The following is a 21,888-nucleotide window of genomic DNA, read 5'->3' as shown; positions in this document are numbered from 1 at the left end:
TCTACAAGCGGCAGCAACCATGCTCGAGGCCGCCCTCCGCGCCTCCGAAACGGCTCAAGAACCGCAGAGACGGGGCGGCTTGCGATGCCGGGTTGCGTTCTCGTAGTCGTGCGCCAAGGCGAGCAGCACCGCTTCGCTCCAGAGCGGACCGATGAACAACAGACCAAAAGGAGCACCTGACGCGTAGTAGCCTGCCGGCACCGTGACCGCCGGAAGGCCCGCGATGTTGAGTTCGCCCACCGTGGTTTCCTGAATGGTGCCAGTCTTCACCGCAGGCAACTCCTCTCGCATCTGAGGAAACACCAGCGCATCGAGCTGCTCGCGCTCGAACACCTCGTCCACGATGCGCAGATAGGCCTCCTTCAGCGCGATGAATTCCGAAAGGTCGGGCGGCATGGTTGGCGACTTCAGGGATGCTGAGAACTGCGGCAGGCTGTGCAGATAGCTCAGCACACCCTTCGGTCCGAAGGCGGACTCCCTCTGGGTCGCTTCGGCGAACTCGGCGAAGGACTTGAGCGCCGCATCGGGGCCCAATCGTTCGAGGTACTTCTGCAGGTCATAGGGCACCGATTCCATCCCGCGGGCATCGAAGTTCGCGAGCGGCGGCGTTGGCTGGCGCAGGTCTGCGAATCCGGTGCCAGCGAATGGATCCTCTATCAGCACCGCGCCACGGCCCTTGAGCTCTTCGGCGGCACGCAGGTAAAGGCCGTTCGCCTCACTGGACAGCGGCTGAGTGCGCCAGCCGGGACCATACAGCCCGATGCGTGCTCCCTCCAGGGTGCGGCTGCCGAACTTCGACGTGTAGCCGCCCACCGGCTTCTTGCCGACACCGGCCAAGGTCTTGGGATCTTCTGCGGAGTAACCCGCCAGCACGTCCAGGCATAGCGCCGCATCCTTCACGGTACGGGCGATCGGCCCCACGACGTCCCGATTGCCTGACAGCGGCATTACGCCGGCGTTGGGCACCAGCCCGATCGTCGGCTTGATGCCGACCAGATCCTGAGCCGAAGCCGGATTCTGGATCGAGCCCCCCGTTTCCTCGGCGAGTCCCAGCACCGCCATGCTGGCGCCCACCGCCGTTGCAGTACCGGCGCTGCTTCCTCCAGGCACACGATCTGGCATGACGACGTTGAGCGTAGGGCCCGCCCAGCTGTCGTCCGCATGCGTTCCCGTGTGGCTCAAGATCGGCACGTTGGTCTTGCCGAGGATGACGGCGCCGGCGGCGCGCATGCGCGCCACGACGGGAGCGTCGGTCGCAGGCATCAGGTCGACCCCCCCGGTCTTGCTGTGCAACAGGGCCCAGCCGGCCGTCGTCGGAAAGCCGACCATGTCCATCGGATCCTTGATCACGACAGGAACGCCTGCGAGCGGGCCCAGCACTTCGCCGGCTTCGCGTCGACGATCAATGGCACGCGCGTCGTCGACGGCTTCGTCGTTGAGGAAGATGATGGCGTTGTAGCGCGCGTTCCAGGTCTCGATCTGGGCAAGGCAAGCGCGTGCAAGCGACTCGGCACTGAAGAGGCCGCTACGGAAGCCCTCCTGGACGCTGTCGATGGTCAGGGTCGTGAGGTCGATGTCGGGGGTGATCTGGTTCATGGCGGTGAAGTTCGCGTGGATTTCGTGAAGAAGACGGAAGAAATGAAGGACAGGGCAGCGCCTCGCTCAGAAGGTCATATGGCGGTCGACGATCTCGTCGCTCAGCATCTCGATGGGCCCGCCCTCGACGATCGCTCCCTTCTCAAACATCGCGAAGCTGGTGGCGACCCGGCGCACGAAGTCGATGTTCTGCTCCACCAGCACCATCGTGAGCTCTAATTCGCGATTCATGCGCGAGATCGCAGCCTCGATCTCCTGCACGATCGAAGGCTGGATGCCCTCGTTGGGCTCGTCGAGCAGCATCACGCTTGGCTGGATCGCCAAAGCGCGCGCCAGGGCGAGTTGTTGCTGCTGGCCACCGGACAGCACACCACCTGGCCGTTCCAAATTCGCTGCGAGATACGGAAACAGTTCGAGCGCCAGTGGAGGGATCGTGCGCGGACCGCGCCCTGCGAAGGCGCCCATCAGAATGTTCTGACGGACGGTGAAGTCAGGGATGATCTCGCGCCCCTGCGGCACATAGGCGATACCGGCACGAGCGCGCAGGTGCGTGGGCAGACCATCGATGCGCAGCCCCTCGAGCTCGATGCGGCCGGTCGAGTTCACCATGGTTCCCATCAGCGCGCGCAGCAGGGTCGTCTTGCCCATGCCGTTGCGCCCGAGGATGGCTGTGATCTTTCCTTTGGGAATGACCAGGCTGACGTCGTGCAGCGCATGACTGCGGCCGTAGTAGCTGTCAAGATTCGTGAGTGTCAGCATGGCGATGCAATTCCGTGGGATCCCAGATAGGCCTGTCGCACGCGGGGGTCTCGCTCGATCTCGGCGACGTTTCCCTCGGCTAGCACGCGACCCAGATGCAGCACGGTGATGCGCTCGGCGATGTCGCGCACAAAAGCCATGTCGTGCTCGACCACCAGGATGGTGTGGCGTCCGCGCAGGCTCTTGAGAATCTGCGCGGTCTTGCGCGTTTCGGCGGCCGTCATGCCGGCTGTGGGCTCGTCGAGCAGGATCACCTTGGGGTCCTGCGCGATCAAAAGTCCCAGTTCCAGCCACTGAGTCTGCCCGTGGCTGAGGTCGCCACCGAGTTGACGCTGCTCGGATTCAAGGCCGATCAGGCCGAGGATCTCATCCACCCGGGCATCGATGCCATGCCCGAAGCCCCATCGCAGATTGCGCAAGATGGAAGGCTGCCGGCTCGCAGCCACGCACAGGTTGTGACGCACCGAGAGTTCGCGGAACACGCTGGGAATCTGGAACTTGCGGCCGATGCCCGCACGGGCGATCCGGTATTCAGGCCAATTTGTCAGGTCACGCCCATAAAGCACGACACGGCCCGTCGTACTCGCAGTCTTGCCCGAGATCAGGTCCATCAAGGTCGTCTTCCCCGCACCGTTGGCGCCCAGCAGCACGCGCAATTCGCCGTCGGCCACGCGCAGCGAGACGCCATCCACGGCCTTGAAACCACCAAAGCTCACGCCAAGCGATTGGAGTTCGAGCGCGGTCATGACTTCCCCCCAGCCGTACGACTGCGCGCGCGATGGTCGAAGCGCGCAATCAGCTCGTGAGCCCAGCCACCGATGCCTTTGGGCAGGTAGAGCACCACCAGCACGAAGGTCATGCCCACGATGACACGCCAGGCTTCGACCAACGACTGCGTTTCGCTCGCAGTCGCCTCCAGCATGTTGATCAGGATCGCGCCGACGCACGCGCCCAGCAACGAGCCTCGTCCCCCCACCGCAGCCCATACCACCATCGTGATCGAGAAGCTCAGGTCCATGAAAGTGGGTGACGCGAACTCGGCCACCACCACATAGAGCATGCCGGCCACGGCGGCGACGGCCGCGGACAACGCGAAGAAGAAGGTCTGATAGTGCGCTACGTCAAATCCCAGGTAGCGCGCGCGCTGCGGATCGCCCGAGGTCGCACGCAGGATGACGCCCGCGCGCGTAGCGAGCAAGACACGCGCGCCGATCAGTACGAATGCGAGCGTGAACGCGACCAGGTAGTAGGTCGATACGCTGTAAGGGTCGAATTCGTACGCGCCAACACGCAACCAGGCGAGGTCAGACAGCCCGTTGAACCCATTGGTCAGCGGCTGCGCGTCCACCAGCAGGAGGCGCACCAGCAATACCAGCGCGAGCGTGACGATCGATACGAACACCCCCGCGATGCGCTTGCGGAACAACACGTTCCCCAGAACGAAGGCCACCAGCACCGGTAACACCACGCCCATGAAGATGCCGAATCCCTGCGATCGAAAAGGCAGCCAGAGGAACGAGCCCTGATTGATGCAGCACAGATCCACGGTCGCGCCAGGCTCGGCGTTGGACAACATGAAATCAGGCACGGGATTCGCGCCTCCATGCTGCAGGCTGGTCGGGCTCGCCATCTTCAGCGACATGGCGAGCATGTAGGCTCCCAAGCCGAAGAAGAGGCCCTGCCCCAGGTTGAGGATGCCGGCATAGCCCCAGCACATGGCAACAGCGATGCCGAGCACGCCGAACACCAGATACTTGGCAAGCCGGTTCAATCCGAAGCCGTCGAGCACGAGCGGCGCCAGCAAGACCATGCCCAGGAACAGTACATACGCGGCAACGGTCAGGCGCTTGTCCAGAGAGGTTCCCATGGCCGTCACCGCCCCTTGAACGAGAACAGCCCCTGCGGGCGCACGATGATGAGAAGGATCACCAGGCCGAACACCACCGCACGGGCGAGGATGTCGTTGCTGAACGCCGCGACCACGCCGGTCACCTCTCCGAGTCCGACCGAGGTGACGATCGCCCCGAGCAGGCTGCCGACGCCGCCCGACACCACCACCAGGAAGCTGTCGACCACCAGTGCCGTTCCCATGTCGGGGGATACGGTTTTGAAGCCCGCCACAAGCACACCAGTGACGCCGGCCAGGCCGGCACCGAAGGCAAAGGTCCATGCATTGACCCGCTGCACATCGATGCCGCAAGCGGCGGCCATGCGTGGATTTCGAATGATGGCGCGCACCTGCAGGCCCATGCGCGTGCGATACAGGAGCAGCCACGTTGCGAAGGTCAGCACCACAGTACTGGCCACGATGAACGCGCGATAGGCGTTGATCGGGGTGTTGCCGATCATGACCGCGCCCTGGAGCATCTGTGGAATGGGCATGTTTTGCAGCCCCGGCCCGAGTCCCTCGATATGGATGCCGAAGAAGGCCAAGCCACCTTCGAGGCGCACCGCCTGCTGGATCAGGATGGCCACCCCCCAGGTTGCGAGCAGCGTGTCGCCGAGCCGGCCGTACAGGCGCCTCACCACGCAGCGCTCAATCAGCAGGCCCAGGGCGCCCGACACGATGAACGCGATCGGGATCGCGGCGAAGAGGCCGAAGCCCAGCCATATCTTCGCCATCACGGCGGCATAGGCACCGATCATGATCATCTCGCCATGGGCCATGTTCACCACGCCCATCGCGCCATAGATGATGACCAGTCCCAACGCGGCCAGCAGGAGTATCGAGCCCATGCTGAGCCCGATCAGTATTACATCCAGCATCGGAAGTCTTTCTCTCGAAAAGGCTTGACCTGCAATGCGAGCGCCTTGCAGGTCGGGCGCGCCTCAGGCCTTGACCGGGGCAGCACCCGTTCGCTTGCAGATCAGGTTGGCATCGGTCTCGCCATAGGCGAAGTACGGCAGCGGGCGAACCGGCTGGGGACTGGCATCGACCACCTTGCTCTGGCCGTCGGCCTGCCATTGGCCGATGCGCGGCGTGACCCATGCGTGCAGGCTTTCCGGATCGATGCGAACCTTGCCGCCGGGCGCGTCGTAGCTCTGACCGCCGATGTTGGCGCGGATCGCATCGGCTGTCGTGGCCTTGCCGGCTTCCACGGCCTGCTTCCAAAGGAAGACCTGGAAGTACGCGGCTTCGAGCGAGTGATAGGTGACGGCCTTCGGGTCGTTGACGAACTTGCGGTAGCGCTCGATGAAGGACTTGTTGGCCGGCGTGTCGATGGACATGAAGTAAGGCACCGAGGTGTAGCTGCCGGCCGCATATTCGCCACCCATTGCTGCAATCTCGATCTCGCTGATCACCGTGGCGCAGATCGGCACCGCTGCCTGAGACATCCCCTGATTCTTGTATTCCCGGTAGAAGGCCACGAGCGAGTCCCCGACCACGTGCGAGAGCACCACGTCGGCGCCAGACTCCTTGATCTTTCGCACCACCGAGGCCCATTCGGAATGACCGAGTTCGAGGTACTCGTCCGCCATCCACTTGGCACCGGCCTGCTCGATCAGCTTCTTGCTGACCTTGGACATCTCGCGCGGATAGACGTAGTTCGAGCCGACGATGAAGAACTTCTTCTTGCCCAGCTTCTCCACGATCCAAGGGATGTAGTTGGCCAGCTGCTGATTGGCGACCGCCCCGCTGTAGACGACGTTCTTCGAGCACTCGAAGCCTTCGTAGTGGGTCTGATAGAAAAGCATCGCGTTGCGTCGCTCGAAGACTGGCAGGACCGCTTTGCGGCTCGCCGACGTATGGCAGCCGAAAACGGTCTCGATACGATCGCGCGTGATCAGCTTGGAAGCCTTCTCGTTGAAAGTCTTCGGATCGGAGGCCCCATCCTCGAGCACCACCTCGACCTTGCGGCCCATGACACCGCCTGCGGCATTGATCTCCGCGACGGCCATGCGCACGCCGTTGGCGAGCATCTTCTCGACGATGGAGAGTCCGCCGGTCTGCGAATAGAGCGCGCCGACCTTGATGGTGTCGGCTGCATACGCAGGCCGAATGAGGGCCGGCGATGCAAGCGCGGTCGCGGATGCAGCCGAGGAAAGAAGAAAGTGGCGACGGTTGGTTTGCAACATAGGGGACCTCAGGACGTGACGCAGCGAACCATGCGCTGCCGAATGGTTGATGAGCTCGACTAACGGACCAGCCGACAACACTGTCGGTTTCAGGCGAAAAAAAACCCACAACGCGGTTTACACCGCGGCGTGGGCTTCATTGCCAGGTGGCACGGAGAACACACATGGTTCCCGGAGCCGGTCGCATCGGCGCCTGAATATCAAGGGGATGCGACCACCGAATCGGCACGCCGACTCGGTACGTTCATGCTAACGAGTTAGGGCGGCGGTTGCAACAGGATTTCCATGTTGATGATCGAACTCGCAATCTGTTCCATCGACAGGCGCTTGGCCATTGCCTGTGCCCGAATCGCCTGGTAGGCCTCGACCTCGCTGATTCCCTTGGAGGCCATCAGGATCGTCTTGGCGCGGCTCATGGCCTGGTCGCTCGTGATCTTGCGACGCAGCTTGCGGTTTTCCTTGAGCATGGCCTGACGCTCGGCCCATAGGCTTCGCGCGGTCACAAGATGCGCCAGCAGGCCGAATGGCTTGATTGGCTTTTGCACCACCGCAAATGCGGCACTCTCGAGAACCAGCTGCAAGGTCGTGGGATCCTCGTAGTTCAAGATGGCGATGACCGTCGGCTCAGGTCTGGGCAGCGTCTTGAGCAACGCTTCGGTTGCATGACGCGCCTCCCCCTCCACCAGCAAGAAGAGGACATCGACGTTGGGGGGCACGCTGGCGGGCATGGGCCAGGCCGTCGTGACCATGCAACCGACACGGCGCAAGTGGCTTACCAGCGCATCTCCTTCCTCGTCAGGCGGGTGGACGACGACGATCTTGAGTTCGGGCAGCTCTCGTAGCAACGATATGGTCATGGCGCCCTGCCTCCTTCACGCCGGACGCCCCGCCAGCGGGTCGAAGCGACTCTCGTACATGTACGGATCGGGTTTGACCCGTAATCCCGGGTCGTCAACGACCTGGAACACCCCTTGTGCATCCACGCGCGCGACACGCGGCCATAGATAGGTGTGGTGATTTTCCTGATCGATTCGCACCTTCCCCTGAGGCGCATCAAATTCATGTTCGTGCAGGTGAGGCAGCATCGCTTCAAGCCGATCACTGCCAGCACGCTCAAGGGTCTGCGCATAGAGCATCACTTGGAAGTAGGCCGACTCGGCGCAGGCGGTGATCGGCAAACCTGTGCCAAAGCGCTTGCGCCAGGCCGCGACGAACTTGAGGTTCTCCGGTGTCTGCAGTGTCGAGAAATACGGCGCCGCCGTGATGCTGCCCGCGGCAGCCCGTGGCGACATCTGGGCGATCTCCGCCTCTTGTGTCGACTGACTGGCGATCGGGTGCGTATTCGGGTCAAAGCCTGCCGCACGGTAGGCCTCGTAGAAGCGTGCAATGCCGTCGCCCACGACCGTCGAATAGACGACGTCGGGCTTGGCGACCTCGATCCGCCGGATGACTTTGGCCATATCGATGTCTGCCACCCGCAGCGGGATGTACATCTCGTCCAGCACCTCACCGCCGGCTTGCCTGAACAGGTCCGCGATGATTCGATTGGACTCGTAGGGATATACGTAGTCCGATCCAATCAAGAACAATCTCTTGCCGAAATGGCTTGCCAGGTAGCGCACGAGCTGGACCGAGTTCTGATTCGGTGCCGCGCCCGTGTAAACGCAGTTGGGCGAATACTCGAAGCCTTCGTACAGAGTCGGGTAGAACAGCAGCGCGCGGTGCGCCTCGACCACGGGCAGCACCGCCTTGCGTGTACTCGACATATAGCATCCGAATATCACCGGCACACCCGCTTCGTCACACAGCTGCTTGGCCAACTCGCGGTAGCGCGGAGGGCGTGAAGCCGGATCGTGGACCAGCGGCTCGACCGGCCTGCCGAGCACCCCTCCTGCTGCGTTGATTTCCTCGATCGCCAGCAGGGTGGCGGCCTGCTGGGTTCGTTCCACGGCCGCAGTAACGCCCGTGGAAGAGAAGAGCACCCCGACACGCCAAGGCTGTGCTGTGGATCTGGTCATTTCCGAACTCCAAAAGAAAAAAGCTCCCAGCGGCCACGGCGGCCGCTGGGAGCTTCACTGCTCCATGTCAATGTCGAGGCTTTGCGACCTCGTCCACCCTACTGTAGCAGCCTCGCGCGAATACGGCGCAGGCCGCGGCCAAATCGGAAAGCAATTCCTCGGCGGAGATCACCGGCCTGGACATTGCCAGGAGACCTAGCACGGCCGCGTTCAGGAAGCGGTCAACGACGAAGAGGTCAGAGACCGGCGGAATCGAGAACGCCCTGTCTTCTTTCCCGCGCGATCGTCTCAGTCACGTAAAGGGCTGCTCGTCGAGGGGACCGGGTTGCCCGCTGCGAGGATCGGCCCCGTCTCCGGTGCATTCTCGGTCATCATCCGGCTCAACAGAGCTGCGAGTGCATTGCGCTGAGACACATCGAACATTCGCAGCAGGTGCAATTCCGCGGCCGCATGCCGTGGCATCGCTTCGTCGGCCAGGCGAATTCCCTTGACCGTGAGCTTGACCAATACACCGCGACCATCATTCGGGTCGATGGAGCGCTTGATCCATCCGTCCTTCTCGAGCCGCTTGAGCAGGTTCGACAAGCCGCCCGAAGTGAACAGCAGCGTGCTCTGCAAGCGCGAGGGCGAAAGCCGGTAAGGGGCACCGGCCACGCGCAACGTCGCGAGCACGGCGTACTCCTGGTATTTCAGCTCGAAGGGCTCCAGCACCTGGTTCAGTGTGCGCAGCACCACTTCCTCGAGCCTGAGCAGGCGGCCGACCACGGCCTTGCCGCTGCTGTCGATATCGGGACGCTCGCGTTGCCACTGCCGGATGCCACGCTCCACCAGGTCGACATCTGCATTTGCCTCCGGATCCACGAAGGCGCTCCCGGCGGTTCCCGAGGGGTCGGGTCGGTGCTGCGCATCGGCCTGGGGCGAACGTCGATTCGATGCTTCCTTCTTGTGCGGCATGACGTCTTTCTCTCATGGTTGATGCGACTGCACCGCCATTTTGGTGCAGTGAAACGGCTCGGGTTGGTCCCTATCTTAAATGCCTTGCATTTATCTTTCGTGAAAGATAAAGTGAATTCCAACGCAGCCATCAGGCCCTCGGCCCTACAGGAGCTCTTCATGAAAAGCACGTTCTCGCGTTGTCTCGTTTCCGGCTTTGTCGCCGCCGTGTTCGCCGGTGCAGCACACGCCGAGGAGCTCGTGGTTGGTATCTTCGGCGGTTCGTTCGCCGATGACTCCAAGACCTGCCACATCAGCTCGTTCGAAAAGAAAACCGGCGCGAAGGTCTCGCTCAAGCTCGGCAGCTCTTCGCAGTTTGCGGCCTCGATCCGCGCCACGGGCGGCAAGTCCGACTTCGACATGGTCTACATCGACAACTCGCTCGCAGCGCAGCTCAAGAACGAGAGGCTCCTGGAGACCATCGACAAAGCCAAACTTGCCAACGCCGCTGAGATCTCTCCGCGTGCGCTCGACAAGGACGGGCAGTACGTGGTGTTCATGACCGGTGCGACCGTCATCGTCTACGACACCAAGCAGATCAAGACGCCCCCCTCCTCATGGGCCGATCTCGCCAAGCCCGAGTACGACGGGCGACTTGCCATCGGCGACATCAGTGGCACCTCAGGCTCGCAGTTCCTGATGGCGCTCAACAGGATGAAGGGCGGCACGCTCGCGAACATGGACGCGGGTTTCGCGGCCGTCAAGCCGATCGCGAAGTCCTCGGTCACGCTCTACACGCAGGCCGACCAGATCGTGTCGCTCTTCGAGCGCCAGGAGATCGCCGCGGCCGTCTGGTATCCCGATCGCGCTGGCTCCGCCATCGACAAGGGCTTGCCGTTGGCCATCGTCTACCCGAAGGAAGGTGCTGTGGGCATCCTGCCTGCGTTGGTGATACCCAAGGGTGCGAAATCGCCCGCGCTTGCGCTCAAGTACATCGACGAGGTGCTGTCCAAGGAAGGGCAGACCTGCTTCGCCGAACGCAAGTACGCAGGCCCGGTCAACACACAGGTCAAGCTCAGCGACAAGGCTGCCAAGATCGTTCCGTACAAGGAGACCTTCGACAACTTGTGGCTGCCCGACCCGGAGGTCGTGGCCAAGTCGCTTCCCGACTGGACCAAGCGCTGGCAGCGCGAGGTTGCCCGCTGAAGCTTTCGCGACGCCTTGCACACCAACTCCTGGACCGACTGCCATGCCGGCACTCACGCTCGATCGTCTCGAGAAACACTACCCGGGCCCTACCGCTCATACCGCCGCCAAGTCGGTCTCCCTCAGCGTGCACGACGGCGAATTCATCTCGCTGCTCGGTCCCTCGGGCTGCGGCAAGACGACCGTGCTGCGCATGGTGGCCGGCCTGATCGAGCCCACCAGCGGGCGCATCCTGGTCGACGGCCGCGACATCACGGCGCTGCCCACCAACAAGCGCAACATCGGCCTGGTCTTCCAGTCGTACGCGCTGTTCCCGCACATGAGCGTGTTCGAGAACGTCGCCTTCGGGCTGCGACGCCAGGGCGTGCAGGGCCACGAACTGAAGCGGCGCGTGGACCAGGCGCTGGCCGATGTACGCCTGTCCGCGCTGGGTGACCGCATGCCGCGCCAACTCTCCGGAGGCCAGCAGCAGCGCGTGGCGGTGGCGCGATCGATTGCGCCGCGGCCGAGCATCCTCCTCTTCGACGAGCCGTTGTCCAATCTCGACGCCTCGCTGCGCGACGAGATGCAGATCGAGCTCAAGCGCCTCCAGCGGGAGGTCGGCATCACCACGCTGTTCGTCACGCACGACCAAGGCGAGGCGATGTCGATGTCCGACCGCGTGTGTGTCCTGGCGCACGGCGTTGTGCAGCAATTCGACACACCCGAAGCCATCTACCACCGTCCTGCCACCGGCTTCGTTGCAAGCTTCATCGGCCGACCGAATCGCCTCGCTGGCCGGGTTGCGCGCACGCCGTCGGGCGGTGCCGGCGTGCAGCTCGACGACGGTCCCGTGCTCGCGGCGTCGGGCGCGGACGGCTTGGCGCCCGGCAGCCCCGTGGACGTGGTCATCCGCCAAGAGGACATTTGCTTCGGCGAAACGCCTTCCTCGCACGCGCATGCCCTGTCGGGCCGCGTCGCCATGCGCTCTTTCGTCGGCGCACGGGTGCAGTACCTGCTTTCATTCGACGGCATCGAACTCCTTGCCGAAGCTGCCACCAATGGCCCGCATGCGGGGCTGTCGGTCGACGCGCCTGCACGCGTGAGCATCGACCCGCAGCATGTCTACGTGACGCCTGCCGCTCCCGCCGGCGTACGGGCTGCGCCATGACGGCGCGCAAGGCGAATGGTGCGCTGCTGGCGTCGCCGCTGCTCCTGTTGCTGCTGCTGGCCTTCGTCGCGCCGGTGTTGCTCATGGTGCCGCTGAGCCTGCATCCGTACGAGCCGGGCACGGGCATCTCCTCGGCCTGGACGCTTTCCAACTACACCAGCATCGTCACCGACGAGTACTACCGCGAGGTCGTCGTGCGCACCCTGGTGCTGGGCTTCGGCGTGACGCTGATCTGTCTGCTGATGGGCTATCCGCTGGCCTGCTACATCGCCACCGCGGGGCCGAAGATGCGCCTCGCGCTCACCATGCTCGTGATCTTTCCGATGCTCCTGAACCTGGTGGTTCGCTCCTTCGGATGGATCGCCCTGCTGGCCAACCGCGGCCTGGTGAACAACCTGCTGATCGACATGGGTCTGATCGAGCGGCCGATCAAGATGATGTTCAACCTCTTCGGCCTGCTCGTAGGCATGTCGCACATCTTCCTGCCGTTCATGGTCCTGATGCTGGTGCCTGCCATCCAGGCGATCTCCAAGGACGTGCAGGCTGCCGCGTACACGCTGGCCGCGAGCCGGCTGCGCGTGTTCTGGTCGGTCACGCTGCCGATGAGCGCGCCCGGCATCCTGTCGGGCTCGATCCTGGTGTTCGTACTGACCATCAGCGCATTGGTCACGCCGCGCATGCTGGGAGGCCCCACCTACAAGGTGATGGCGACCCTGATCTACGACGACTTCCTGCAGACCCTCGACTGGCCGGCGGGCGCCGCGATGTCCTTCACCCTGACCCTGCTGACGCTGGCGGTCATCGGCCTTTCGAGCCGCGTGCTCAAGCGCTGGGGAGGTCACGCATGAACCTCGAGAACAGGAAGATGCCGCTGCTCGCGGCCACCGCCATCGCGGTGGTGATGTTCCTCCAGGTGCCGGTGCTGGTGGTGATGCTGGCCGCCTTCAGCAGGACCGCCTATCTCACGATCCCGCCCAAGGGTCTTACCTTCCATTGGTTCGACGTCGTGCTGCGGGATCCGGAATACCTCAGCGCTGCCTGGACCAGCGTGTGGCTGGCAGGCGCCTCGACCGCCGCCGCCCTGGTGCTGGGACTGGTCGCGGCCTACGCCATCCATCGCCGCATGGTGCCAGGTGCAGCGGCGCTCACCTCCCTGTTCATGGCGCCGCTGATCCTGCCATCGGTGGTGCTGGGCGTCGCGCTGCTGCAGTACTACACGATCACCGGCCTGCGTGGCAGTTCGTTCGGGCTCTGGATCGCGCACGTGGTCATCACGGCGCCCTATGTGGTGCGCGCCAGCCTCAGCAGCCTCGCTGCGGTCGACGAGTCGCTCGAAGATGCGGCGCGCGTGCTCGGCGCCGACGGCCTCACGAGCTTTCGCCTGGTGACGCTGCCACTGGTGAAGCCCGGCCTCGTCGCGGGCGGTCTCTTCGCCTTCATCACCTCGCTCGACAACGTGCCGGTCTCGGTGTTCCTGCTGTCGGCGAGCCAGACCACGCTGCCCGTGAAGATATTCACCTCCGTCGAACAGGGGGTGGATCCGAGCGTGGCGGCTGTATCCACCCTGCTGATCGTGGCCACCGGCGTCGCACTGCTGCTGGCCGAGCGATGGACAGGTTTTCACAAGCACGTCTGAGGCGCCCGGACGCTTCCCCCGCCTCGTCGACCCACCCCGCCCTCATGTCGTTCACCTCGACATCCGCCCAAGGAGTTTTCTGATGCCGACCACGAGCAAAGGCTTCCCGCTCATGCTGACCTTCGATCTCGACGCGGAGACCATGTGGACCGGACGCGATCCCGGCAACGCAAAGCGCCCCATCCTCATGTCACAAGGCGCCTATGGCTGGAAGGTGGGCATGCCGCGCATCCTCGCATTGCTGGCGCGTTATGGCATTTCCTGCACTTTCTTCATCCCCGGTGAGGTGGCCGACAAGCATCCCCAGCTGGTGCGCGAGGTGGTCGACAAGGGCCATGAGGTGGCCCATCACAGCTACAGCCATCGCTGGATCGTCAGCCTCAGCCCGGCCGAGGAGCGCGAGGAAATGGAGCGCGGCATGGAGACGCTCACGCGCCTGACAGGCGCCCGCCCGCGGGGCTGGCGCTCCCCGGCGGCGGAGTTCAGCAGCATCACGCTCGATCTCATCAAGGAATACGGCTTCGACTATTCCTCGAACTTCTTCGACGATGACTCGCCCTACCTGCTGGAGATCGGGGGCGAGCGTACCGACATCGTGGAGTTGCCCTTTCGCTGGGTGCTCGACGACGCGCCCTTCTTCCAGTACTCCATCACGCTGCCTGGCCGCACGCTGCAAGCACCCTCTGCCGCGCTGGAGGCGTGGAAGAGCGAGTTCGACATGCTCTACGCCGAGGATCGCATGATGATGGTCGGCATGCACCCGCAGATCATCGGCCAGCCATCGCGGCTGAAAGTGCTCGAAGGATTGATCGAGCACGCGCTGGCCCACTCTGAGGTATGGATCGATCGTTGCGACCGCATCTCCGATGACATGCGCCCGCGCCTGAAGGCGGCCACCCCGGCCGTACCGGCATGAGCACCGCAGCCTCCGCGCCCCGGCGTTTCGTCGTGAGCGGCGGCGCCAGCGGCATCGGGCTCGCAGTGGCCCGCCTGGCCTTGGCGCGGGGCGCTCGCACCGTATTGCTCGACCATGATGCATCGCGGCTGCAGACCAGCGCCCAAGCCCTGGGGGACGCCGCGTTGCCGCTGGTGTGCGATGTCACAGACTCTCAGGCCGTGACGGCCGCAATGAACCATGCCGTCCACTGGCTGGGAGGCCTCGATGCATTGGTGAACTCGGCCGGTGTCGATTCGCTCAAGCCGCTGGAACAGACCGGCGACGACGAATGGGCCCGCACGCTGGCGGTCAATCTCACAGGCCCGATGCTGACGTGCCGCGCCGCCATGCCGCACCTTCGCGCGGCCGGAGGCGGCAGCATCGTCAACATTTCCTCCGGCGCGGGGCTGAGGCCGCTGCCGAACCGCACGGCATACTGCGCGACGAAGGCGGCCGTCATCATGTTCGGCAAGGCGCTGTCCATCGAGGCGGCACCCGACGGCATCCGGGTCAACGCGGTATGTCCCGGCGCCATCGACACGCCGCTGTTCCGCAGCAGCTATGAGCACGCAGAGGATCCACAGGGCGCACTGGAGGAGATCCGGCAGCGCTACGCGCTCGGTCGCGTGGCGGCACCAGAGGAAGTGGCCGAGGCCGTGCTCTACCTGAGCGGCCCCGGCGCCAGCTACATCACCGGCACCGCGCTGGCCGTCGACGGCGGCCGCACCTTCCACTGAGGCGGCAGGCATGGGCTTCGACCAACGCATCGCCGTCGTCACCGGAGGCGGCCAGGGCATCGGCGCAGCCGCCGCGCTCGACCTCCTCGACAAGGGCGCGCGCGTCGCCGTACTGGACCTCGACTGCGCACCGCTCACCCAACAATTGGCTGCGCACCCGGACATGGCGGCGCGCTGCCTGCGCGTGCCAGGGGACTGCACCGACGCCGCGGTGGTCTCTGCCTTTTTCGGCCAGGTCGAGGAAGACATAGGGCCGGTGGACATCCTCTTCAACAACGTCGGCCAGAGCGCGCGCGAGCGCGGCGGCCTGTTCGTCGAATCGCAAGAGACCGTATGGCGATTCGTGCTGGAGGTGTCGCTTCTGACAACAATGCGCGCCTCTCGCCGCATCGCGCCCGGCATGAAGGCCCGCGGCTTCGGGCGCATCGTCAACATGAGCACCGACGCCGCCTTCGCGGGCGACGTGGGCCTCGCCGACTACGCCGCCGCGAAGATGGGCGTGGTCGGTTTCACACGCTCGCTGGCACGTGAGCTCGCCCCGCATGGCGTCACGGTGAATGCCGTGTGCCCCGGTGCCATACGCACGCGCGCACATGACAAGCTCAAGCCCGAAGTCCTGAAGAGGATCGTCGCCGACACCCCGGCGGGCTTCGTCGGTTCGCCCCAGGACGTGGCCGCTGCGGTGCGCTTCCTGGCCAGCGAAGAAGCACGCTTCATCACCGGCCAGACGCTGCTGATCGACGGCGGCCGCTGGATGCTCTGAGCCTTCCATACCTGCTGCTCCAAGGATACGAACATGGACCTGATGGACCACCACGCGCGTGATCTCGCCGCGCTGATCCGCAACAAGGAAGCCTCTCCCGTGGAGGCCGTGCGCTCGGCACTGGATCGCATCGATGGGCGACGCGAACTCAATGCCTTCATCACCGTCACGGGCGAGCAGGCCCTCGAAGCCGCGCGCCAGGCGGAGGCGGCGGTCATGAAGGGCGAGATGCTCGGACCGCTGCATGGCGTACCGTACTCGGTCAAGGACCTCACGCTGACCGCGGGCGTGCGCACGACGATGGGGTCGGCCATCTACGAGGACTTCGTCCCGAAGGAGGATGCCGTCGCCGTGGCACGCGCCAAGGCGGCCGGCGCCATCCTCATCGGGAAGACAACCACGCCGGAGTTCGGCCACAAACAGGTCGCCGCCGCGCCAATCTTCGGACGAACGCTGAGTCCCATCGATCCGCGCTATACCCCGGGCGCCTCTAGCAGCGGCGCGGCCGTGGCCGTGGCTGCAGGCATGGGCTCGCTCGCGCTGGGCACCGACGGCGGTGGGTCGATCCGCATTCCCGCTTCATGCTGCGGCATCGTCGGACTCAAGGCCTCGCTCGGTGTGGTGCCGAACCTCCAGGCGCCCGATCTGTTTTCCGCGAATTCCTTCACTGGTCCGATGGCGCGCGACGTCGCCGACACACAGTTGCTGTTCGACGTGATCAAGGGCTTCGATCTGCGCGACCCCTACGGCCTGGGGGGACCCATGCCGCGGCGTGCGACACCAGTGTCGCTGCGAGGCCTGCGCGTGGCGTGGCTTCCCACGGCGGGTAACCCGGTCGATTCGGAGGTCGAAGCCGTGACCACCGCTGCCGTGCGGGCCATGGAGCGCGAAGGCGCGATCGTGGAGGACGTGCTGCTGAACTTCGTCGCGCTCGAGCGCCATTTCCTGGTGGTGCTGCAGTCGATGCTGGCAGCGCGGGTGGGTGCCAACCTCGAGCGCTTCGGAAACCGGCTCGATGCGACGTTAATCGATGCGGTGCAGAAGGGGCGCCGTCACAGCGCGGTGGATCTGCACGACGCGACCTTCGCCAAGACCCGGTGCTTTGGCGAGTTGCAAGCGCTGCTCGAGCGCTTCGACGTGCTGGTTTCTCCGACGGTATCTGCGCCCCCGCTGCCCATCGACATGGACGTGAGCGGCGAGATCGAGATTGCCGGCCGACCCGCCGGCACTATCCGTGGCGCGTGGTATCCGTACACCTACCCGATGAACCTCACCGGACATCCGGCGCTGTCGATGCCTTGCGGGAGAAGTTCGAGCGGCCTGCCCATTGGACTGCAGCTCGCGGGACGCTGGTACGACGACGATTACCTGCTCGCCATCGCAGGGCTGATAGAGCGCGTGGTCGGCCAAGCACACGTGTTTGGCGGCGGTCTGAAGACGGGAGGTCACGCGGCCAGTGACATCCACGAAGTGCTGGTGCTCGACGACACCCCATGACCTGTGGCCTTCACGGAAGTTGAACCACCGGTACAGGCTCCTCATGCCCCTAGAAGGCCGCCCGAAGAAAACATACTAACGGGATGCCTCGTTAATAAAGCTGGCCTCTCGCTTTGTGTACAGCAATTCATGCATTCCCACATCAAGTAGGAAGCGGATGCCGTTAGTATGTTTATTCCGCCGACGCTCTTTTCCTCGATGGCAGATCTGACCCTCTCCCTTTTCGATGACGCCCCGCCCCCGCAACATGCGGCCATCTTCAAAGAAGCCTTCGAGGCCTGGCTGGCTGACCTGCGTGGCGCCGGACTGCTTCGCCGCGAGGGCTCGGTGGCCGTGTATGAGGACATGTGGGAAGCGTTCTCGGCATGGTGCCTCGGGCAGGTCCCGGTGGTCACCCTGCCCTGCGTAGACCTACCCGATCTGCAGGCCTTCCAGGCAGCCCGGTTCGGCCGCAAGACCTCCGATCTGTCCCTCACGCCCCGATATGCATTGCGCCTGATGCGGTTGATCGATCGGGTCCTGCGCCACCACGCCTCACGCAATGACGCCCAGCCCAACACGGCCGCAGCGGACTGGATCAAGGCGAACCCCGAGATGCGGTACGCCGATGCCGCGCATGCCGATCCGTTGCCCGACTACCTCTCCGTCGGAGAGGCCCGGCAACTCATCGCCTTCCTGTCCGCCGCGCGGCCCAGGCCGGGGACTTCGCGGGACACGCAGGCCGCGATGACGTGGCAGGAAGTGCGCAACAGGACTTCAGTCGGCTTGCAGCTCGGCGCGGGCCTGACGCCAGGGGACGTGCGCGCACTGACGCTGGCGTCCCCGATCTCGCATGCCGGCCGTGTGAGGGAACGCCCATGGAAGCTCTTGGTCCCCGGCAACGGCAACTCACCTGCGCGCGAGACCCCCATCGCGCCCTGGGCCGCAGAGTTGCTTCAGCACTGGCTCACCGTGCGCAAGGACGCCGGCATCGTCGGGCCTTTCCTGTTCCCCTCCACGCGCACCGGCAAGCAGTGGCAGAAACCCTCCCAGTACGAATGCGCGAAACGCGTGCTCGAGGAAGCCGGCACGGATTCGCGCGAAGGCGGCTCGTTCCGCCTGAGGCACACCTTCGCTCTGCGTCAATTGCGACGTGGCACGTCGCCACAGCAGGTGGCGGCCTGGCTGGGCATCGAGGCGGCAAAGATGAAGCGCTATGAGCGGGTGCTGCCGGGCGTGATCGACGTCGTGTGATCGCCGGAGCCCGCGAGCGGCGCGCACGACCGCCTCTGCTCGCGAGCGATCAGGCGCAAGACGCCAGCGCCCGGGAGAAGCGCGGCCCGAAGGCTCCCAGCACGGACTGGCCGCAGCAGGCCTACCTCGCGAATCGGGGCCGAGGCAACTGGCAAATAGCTCAGTGGCGTCGATCACGGCGTTGCCCAACGATGCGAGCTCCGCCAAGTGCCCAGGAGCCGCCGATGCGCACCCTCTTGATCGACAACCACGATTCGTTCACCTACAACCTCTACCAGTACCTTGCAGCATCCAACGCGCAACCGCCCATCGTGGTGCGCAACGACGAGATGCGCTGGGATCAGGTTGAGCGCCTGTCCTTTGACAACATCGTGATCTCGCCCGGTCCCGGGCGGCCGCAGCGTCCTGCAGACCTGGGCATTTCGGCGGATGCGCTGCAACGCTCCAGAAAGCCCGTGCTGGGCGTGTGCCTGGGCCACCAGGCGATCGCCCATCATTGCGGTGCATGCGTCGACCTTGCGATGCGCCCCATGCACGGGCGCCTTGACCGCGTCTCGCACACGCAGCGCGGCCTCTTTCGCGGCATTCCGGATCGTTTCGAGGCGGTGCGCTATCACTCGCTGGCGGTGACACAGCTTCCCTCCAGCCTAGAGCCGCTGGCCTGGACGGCCGACGGCACGTTGATGGCGTTGCGCCACGTCTCGCTTCCGTGGTGGGGCGTCCAGTTCCACCCCGAATCGATCTGCACGGAGTACGGCGCGCGGCTGCTGCGCAACTTCAGGGAATTGAGCGAGGAATGGCTCGCACAGGCGCAGCGGCGCGAATCGCGCGACGGCATCGGTCAGACGCTACGATTCGAAGGCCCTCAGGCGCTGTCGTTGCATGCCGAATGCCTCGACACCGCAGCCGATGCCGAATCGGTGTTCATCAAGGCTTTCGGCGAGAGCGACTGCGCCTTCTGGCTCGACAGCAGCCTTGCCGAAGCGGGACGCGCACGCTTTTCCTTCATGGGCGATGCGAGCGGTCCGCGCAGCCAGGTGCTGGTCTACCGCACGGCTCCGCGCGAATTGCAGGTGCGGCGCGGCGGCACGGTGCAGATGCGCGGCGAGAGCATCTTCGACTACCTGCGCGACCACATCCCCAGGCAGCCGCCTTCGGGCATCGAACTGCCCTTCGAGTTCACCGGAGGATTCGTCGGGTACTTCGGCTACGAGCTCAAGCGGGAACTCGACGGTGCGCGCGCGCACGACGCCGACACGCCCGACGCGACCTGGATCCTTGCCGATCGCTTCCTCGCTTTCGACCATATGGAGCAACAGGTCTGGATCGTCTGCCTGGATCAATCGGCGCTGTGCGACGAGAACCGGCAATGGATCCAGAGGATGCAGGAACTCCTCAGCGCTGCAGGGCCTGGCGCCAAAGACTCTGCCGGCAATTCCTCCCACGATGCCGCCGTCGGATTGCGCTCCGTGGCATGGCGCATCGATCTCGGCGCTTACCGCGACCTGATTCTTCGCAGCCAGCACGAGATCCTGCAAGGCGAAACCTACGAGGTGTGTCTCACGAACCAGCTGGTCGGCGAGGGGCTTACCCATCCGCTGGAGATCTACCGGGTCCTGCGCAAGCGCAACCCCGCACCCTATGCGGCCTATCTGCGCGCGGGCGGCTGCAGCGTCCTGTGCGCGTCCCCCGAACTCTTCCTTCGCATATCGCGCAGCGGAGAGGTCGAATCCAAGCCCATCAAGGGCACAGCCGCGCGCGGCACCACGCCGTCGGAAGATCTCGTGGTCACCGAGGCGATGGTCGCCGACGAGAAGACGCGCGCGGAGAACCTGATGATCGTCGACCTCCTGCGCAACGACCTCAACCGGGTGTGCGAGGTGGACAGCGTCCACGTGCCCAGCCTGTTCGCCGTGGAGACCTACGCCACCGTGCACCAGTTGGTCAGTACGATCCGCGGTCGGCTTCGTGCAGACCTCGGAGCCGTGGATTGCGTGCGCGCCGCGTTCCCGGGCGGCTCCATGACCGGTGCTCCCAAGGTGCGCACGATGAAGATCCTGGACGAGCTCGAGGGTGCCGCGCGCGGCATCTACTCGGGCAGCATCGGCTATCTCTCGTTCGACGGCGCCGCGCAGCTCAACATCGTGATCCGCACGATGGTGATCGCCAACGGCAAGCTCTCGATCGGTGCGGGCGGCGCGATTGTCGCGATGTCGGACCCGGACGCGGAGGTCGAGGAGATCGTGCTCAAGGCACAGGCGCTTTGGGACGTGCTGAGGCGCTGCGGGGCACAGCTGGGGACCCGGCCGGGCACAGCGGCCGCGAAAGAGGCCACCGCGTCCACGCCAGCGCAGCTGCCGCAATCCACTTCCCCCGCGCCAGGAGGCGAAGCAACGGACCACCCGCCGTCCGACAATGGCTAGCGCGGATGCCAACCGCCGAGGGATTGGCCTCATGCTGGTGGCCATGGGCTGCTACGTGCTCAACGATGCCTGCGTCAAACTGACCACGCACAGCCTGCCGCCCGGCCAGGTTCTGGCCGTGCGGGGCGTCTTCGCCAGCGTCCTTCTCCTGGGCATTGCCCGAGGGGCCTGGCGCGGCTGGAAGCCTGCCTTGCGACCGATCGTCGGCGTGCGCTGCGCTCTGGAGGTGACCACCGCGCTGGCGTCCGTGCTCGCCCTGACGTTCGCGCCGCTCGCGACGGTCAGCACGCTCATGATGACCGCTCCACTCATGATTGCGGTGATAACGATGGTGCTGGGCTGGGAGCCCTGGAGCAAAGGCCGGCTGATCGCGACCGCGGCAGGTTTCATCGGCGTCCTGCTGGTGATCCGGCCGGCCATGGGGTTCGACGTCGCCTTCGCCGGTTATGCGTGGGCCCTCGTGTGCGCCGCCTCGCTGGCGGCTCGCGACGTGGTGACGCGGCGCATTCCCGCCGCGGTCCCTTCGGCGACCATCGCGGTCGCGACCACGATCGCAGTGTGCATCGCCGGAGGGCTGCTGGGTGTTTCGGAGCAGTGGGCCTCACCCGGAGCAAGTGAACTCGCTGCACTGGCGGCCGCAGCCGGCTGCGCAGCGCTCGGCAACTACGCACTCATCGCTGCGTGCCGAGGCGTCGACCTGTCCGTGGTCACTCCCTTCCGCTACAGCCTCATCCTCTGGGCCATGCTGCTGGGGTACGCGATCTGGGGCGACGTGCCGCAGCCGATCGCGGCCGTCGGCGTCGTCATGATCCTCGTGGCCGGCGCCTTCACCATCCAGTCCGCGCGTAGAGCGTAGACACAGGACCGAACAACTGCACGGGCGGGCCGCGCCCTATCAACTCTGTCAGTGTCCCTGCGTGCGT

General features: G+C 64.9%; 20 protein-coding genes. 11 read left to right on the top strand and 9 right to left on the bottom strand.

All coding sequences use genetic code 11. From position 1 onward, the window contains the following. Positions 1 to 54 precede the first annotated feature (54 nt). The 9 genes from FHT32_RS33295 to FHT32_RS33255 all read right to left on the bottom strand — a co-directional run bounded on the left by FHT32_RS33295 (position 55) and on the right by FHT32_RS33255 (position 9,404). A complete protein-coding gene (locus tag FHT32_RS33295; protein WP_176668809.1) occupies positions 55 to 1,596 on the bottom strand; it encodes an amidase in 1,542 nt (513 codons plus the stop codon). A 66-nt stretch (positions 1,597 to 1,662) separates the two neighbouring features. Beyond that, entirely contained in the window at positions 1,663 to 2,355 is a 693-nt protein-coding gene (locus FHT32_RS33290; RefSeq protein WP_176668808.1) for an ATP-binding cassette domain-containing protein, read from the bottom strand. Then, positions 2,349 to 3,101: an urea ABC transporter ATP-binding protein UrtD gene (urtD, locus tag FHT32_RS33285; protein WP_176668807.1), complete on the bottom strand. Its 753-nt coding sequence runs from the start codon at positions 3,099 to 3,101 to the stop codon at positions 2,349 to 2,351. Before urtD ends, FHT32_RS33290 begins: the two co-directional genes overlap by 7 nt. After that, positions 3,098 to 4,222 carry an urea ABC transporter permease subunit UrtC gene (urtC, locus tag FHT32_RS33280; RefSeq protein WP_176668806.1) on the bottom strand — a complete coding sequence of 375 codons (1,125 nt, stop codon included), beginning with the start codon at positions 4,220 to 4,222 and terminating at the stop codon, positions 3,098 to 3,100. The genes urtD and urtC overlap by 4 nt, the downstream gene beginning before the upstream one ends. 5 nt (positions 4,223 to 4,227) lie before the next feature. Further along, positions 4,228 to 5,121 carry an urea ABC transporter permease subunit UrtB gene (gene urtB, locus FHT32_RS33275; RefSeq protein ID WP_176668805.1) on the bottom strand — a complete coding sequence of 298 codons (894 nt, stop codon included), beginning with the start codon at positions 5,119 to 5,121 and terminating at the stop codon, positions 4,228 to 4,230. Positions 5,122 to 5,184: 63 nt separating this feature from the next. Further along, positions 5,185 to 6,432, bottom strand: coding sequence for a transporter substrate-binding domain-containing protein (locus FHT32_RS33270; RefSeq protein ID WP_218088535.1), 1,248 nt, complete (start codon positions 6,430 to 6,432; stop codon positions 5,185 to 5,187). A gap of 257 nt (positions 6,433 to 6,689) precedes the next feature. Then, on the bottom strand, positions 6,690 to 7,289 hold the full coding sequence (locus tag FHT32_RS33265; protein WP_176668804.1) for an ANTAR domain-containing response regulator: 600 nt from the start codon (positions 7,287 to 7,289) through the stop codon (positions 6,690 to 6,692). Between the two features lie 15 nt (positions 7,290 to 7,304). Next, a complete protein-coding gene (locus tag FHT32_RS33260; RefSeq protein WP_176668803.1) occupies positions 7,305 to 8,450 on the bottom strand; it encodes a transporter substrate-binding domain-containing protein in 1,146 nt (381 codons plus the stop codon). A gap of 288 nt (positions 8,451 to 8,738) precedes the next feature. After that, entirely contained in the window at positions 8,739 to 9,404 is a 666-nt protein-coding gene (locus FHT32_RS33255; RefSeq protein WP_176668802.1) for a MarR family winged helix-turn-helix transcriptional regulator, read from the bottom strand. Positions 9,405 to 9,563: 159 nt separating this feature from the next. Between FHT32_RS33255 and FHT32_RS33250 the strand changes: the two genes are divergently transcribed. The 11 genes from FHT32_RS33250 to FHT32_RS33200 all read left to right on the top strand — a co-directional run bounded on the left by FHT32_RS33250 (position 9,564) and on the right by FHT32_RS33200 (position 21,821). Then, positions 9,564 to 10,589, top strand: a complete 1,026-nt coding sequence (locus FHT32_RS33250) for an ABC transporter substrate-binding protein (protein ID WP_176668801.1) — start codon at positions 9,564 to 9,566, stop codon at positions 10,587 to 10,589. Positions 10,590 to 10,632: 43 nt separating this feature from the next. After that, positions 10,633 to 11,739 carry an ABC transporter ATP-binding protein gene (locus FHT32_RS33245; RefSeq protein ID WP_176668800.1) on the top strand — a complete coding sequence of 369 codons (1,107 nt, stop codon included), beginning with the start codon at positions 10,633 to 10,635 and terminating at the stop codon, positions 11,737 to 11,739. Further along, positions 11,736 to 12,587, top strand: coding sequence for an ABC transporter permease (locus FHT32_RS33240; protein ID WP_176668799.1), 852 nt, complete (start codon positions 11,736 to 11,738; stop codon positions 12,585 to 12,587). Before FHT32_RS33245 ends, FHT32_RS33240 begins: the two co-directional genes overlap by 4 nt. After that, positions 12,584 to 13,375 carry an ABC transporter permease gene (locus tag FHT32_RS33235; protein ID WP_176668798.1) on the top strand — a complete coding sequence of 264 codons (792 nt, stop codon included), beginning with the start codon at positions 12,584 to 12,586 and terminating at the stop codon, positions 13,373 to 13,375. Before FHT32_RS33240 ends, FHT32_RS33235 begins: the two co-directional genes overlap by 4 nt. 82 nt (positions 13,376 to 13,457) lie before the next feature. Continuing rightward, positions 13,458 to 14,291 (top strand): polysaccharide deacetylase, encoded by an 834-nt coding sequence (locus FHT32_RS33230; protein WP_176668797.1) that lies wholly within the window; start codon positions 13,458 to 13,460, stop codon positions 14,289 to 14,291. Continuing rightward, positions 14,288 to 15,049: an SDR family NAD(P)-dependent oxidoreductase gene (locus tag FHT32_RS33225; RefSeq protein ID WP_176668796.1), complete on the top strand. Its 762-nt coding sequence runs from the start codon at positions 14,288 to 14,290 to the stop codon at positions 15,047 to 15,049. The genes FHT32_RS33230 and FHT32_RS33225 overlap by 4 nt, the downstream gene beginning before the upstream one ends. 10 nt (positions 15,050 to 15,059) lie before the next feature. Further along, positions 15,060 to 15,812: an SDR family NAD(P)-dependent oxidoreductase gene (locus FHT32_RS33220; protein WP_176668795.1), complete on the top strand. Its 753-nt coding sequence runs from the start codon at positions 15,060 to 15,062 to the stop codon at positions 15,810 to 15,812. A 33-nt stretch (positions 15,813 to 15,845) separates the two neighbouring features. Continuing rightward, positions 15,846 to 17,309: an amidase gene (locus FHT32_RS33215; RefSeq protein WP_256099264.1), complete on the top strand. Its 1,464-nt coding sequence runs from the start codon at positions 15,846 to 15,848 to the stop codon at positions 17,307 to 17,309. A gap of 198 nt (positions 17,310 to 17,507) precedes the next feature. Further along, positions 17,508 to 18,542, top strand: coding sequence for a tyrosine-type recombinase/integrase (locus FHT32_RS33210; RefSeq protein ID WP_176668794.1), 1,035 nt, complete (start codon positions 17,508 to 17,510; stop codon positions 18,540 to 18,542). Next, positions 18,539 to 20,965 (top strand): aminodeoxychorismate synthase component I, encoded by a 2,427-nt coding sequence (gene pabB / locus FHT32_RS33205; protein WP_218088534.1) that lies wholly within the window; start codon positions 18,539 to 18,541, stop codon positions 20,963 to 20,965. The genes FHT32_RS33210 and pabB overlap by 4 nt, the downstream gene beginning before the upstream one ends. Continuing rightward, positions 20,958 to 21,821 (top strand): DMT family transporter, encoded by an 864-nt coding sequence (locus FHT32_RS33200; RefSeq protein ID WP_256099263.1) that lies wholly within the window; start codon positions 20,958 to 20,960, stop codon positions 21,819 to 21,821. The genes pabB and FHT32_RS33200 overlap by 8 nt, the downstream gene beginning before the upstream one ends. Positions 21,822 to 21,888: the final 67 nt, after the last annotated feature.

This window comes from Variovorax sp. SG517, from assembly GCF_013376045.1.
Lineage (GTDB): Bacteria > Pseudomonadota > Gammaproteobacteria > Burkholderiales > Burkholderiaceae_C > Variovorax.
This window is presented reverse-complemented; position numbering and strand designations above follow the sequence as displayed.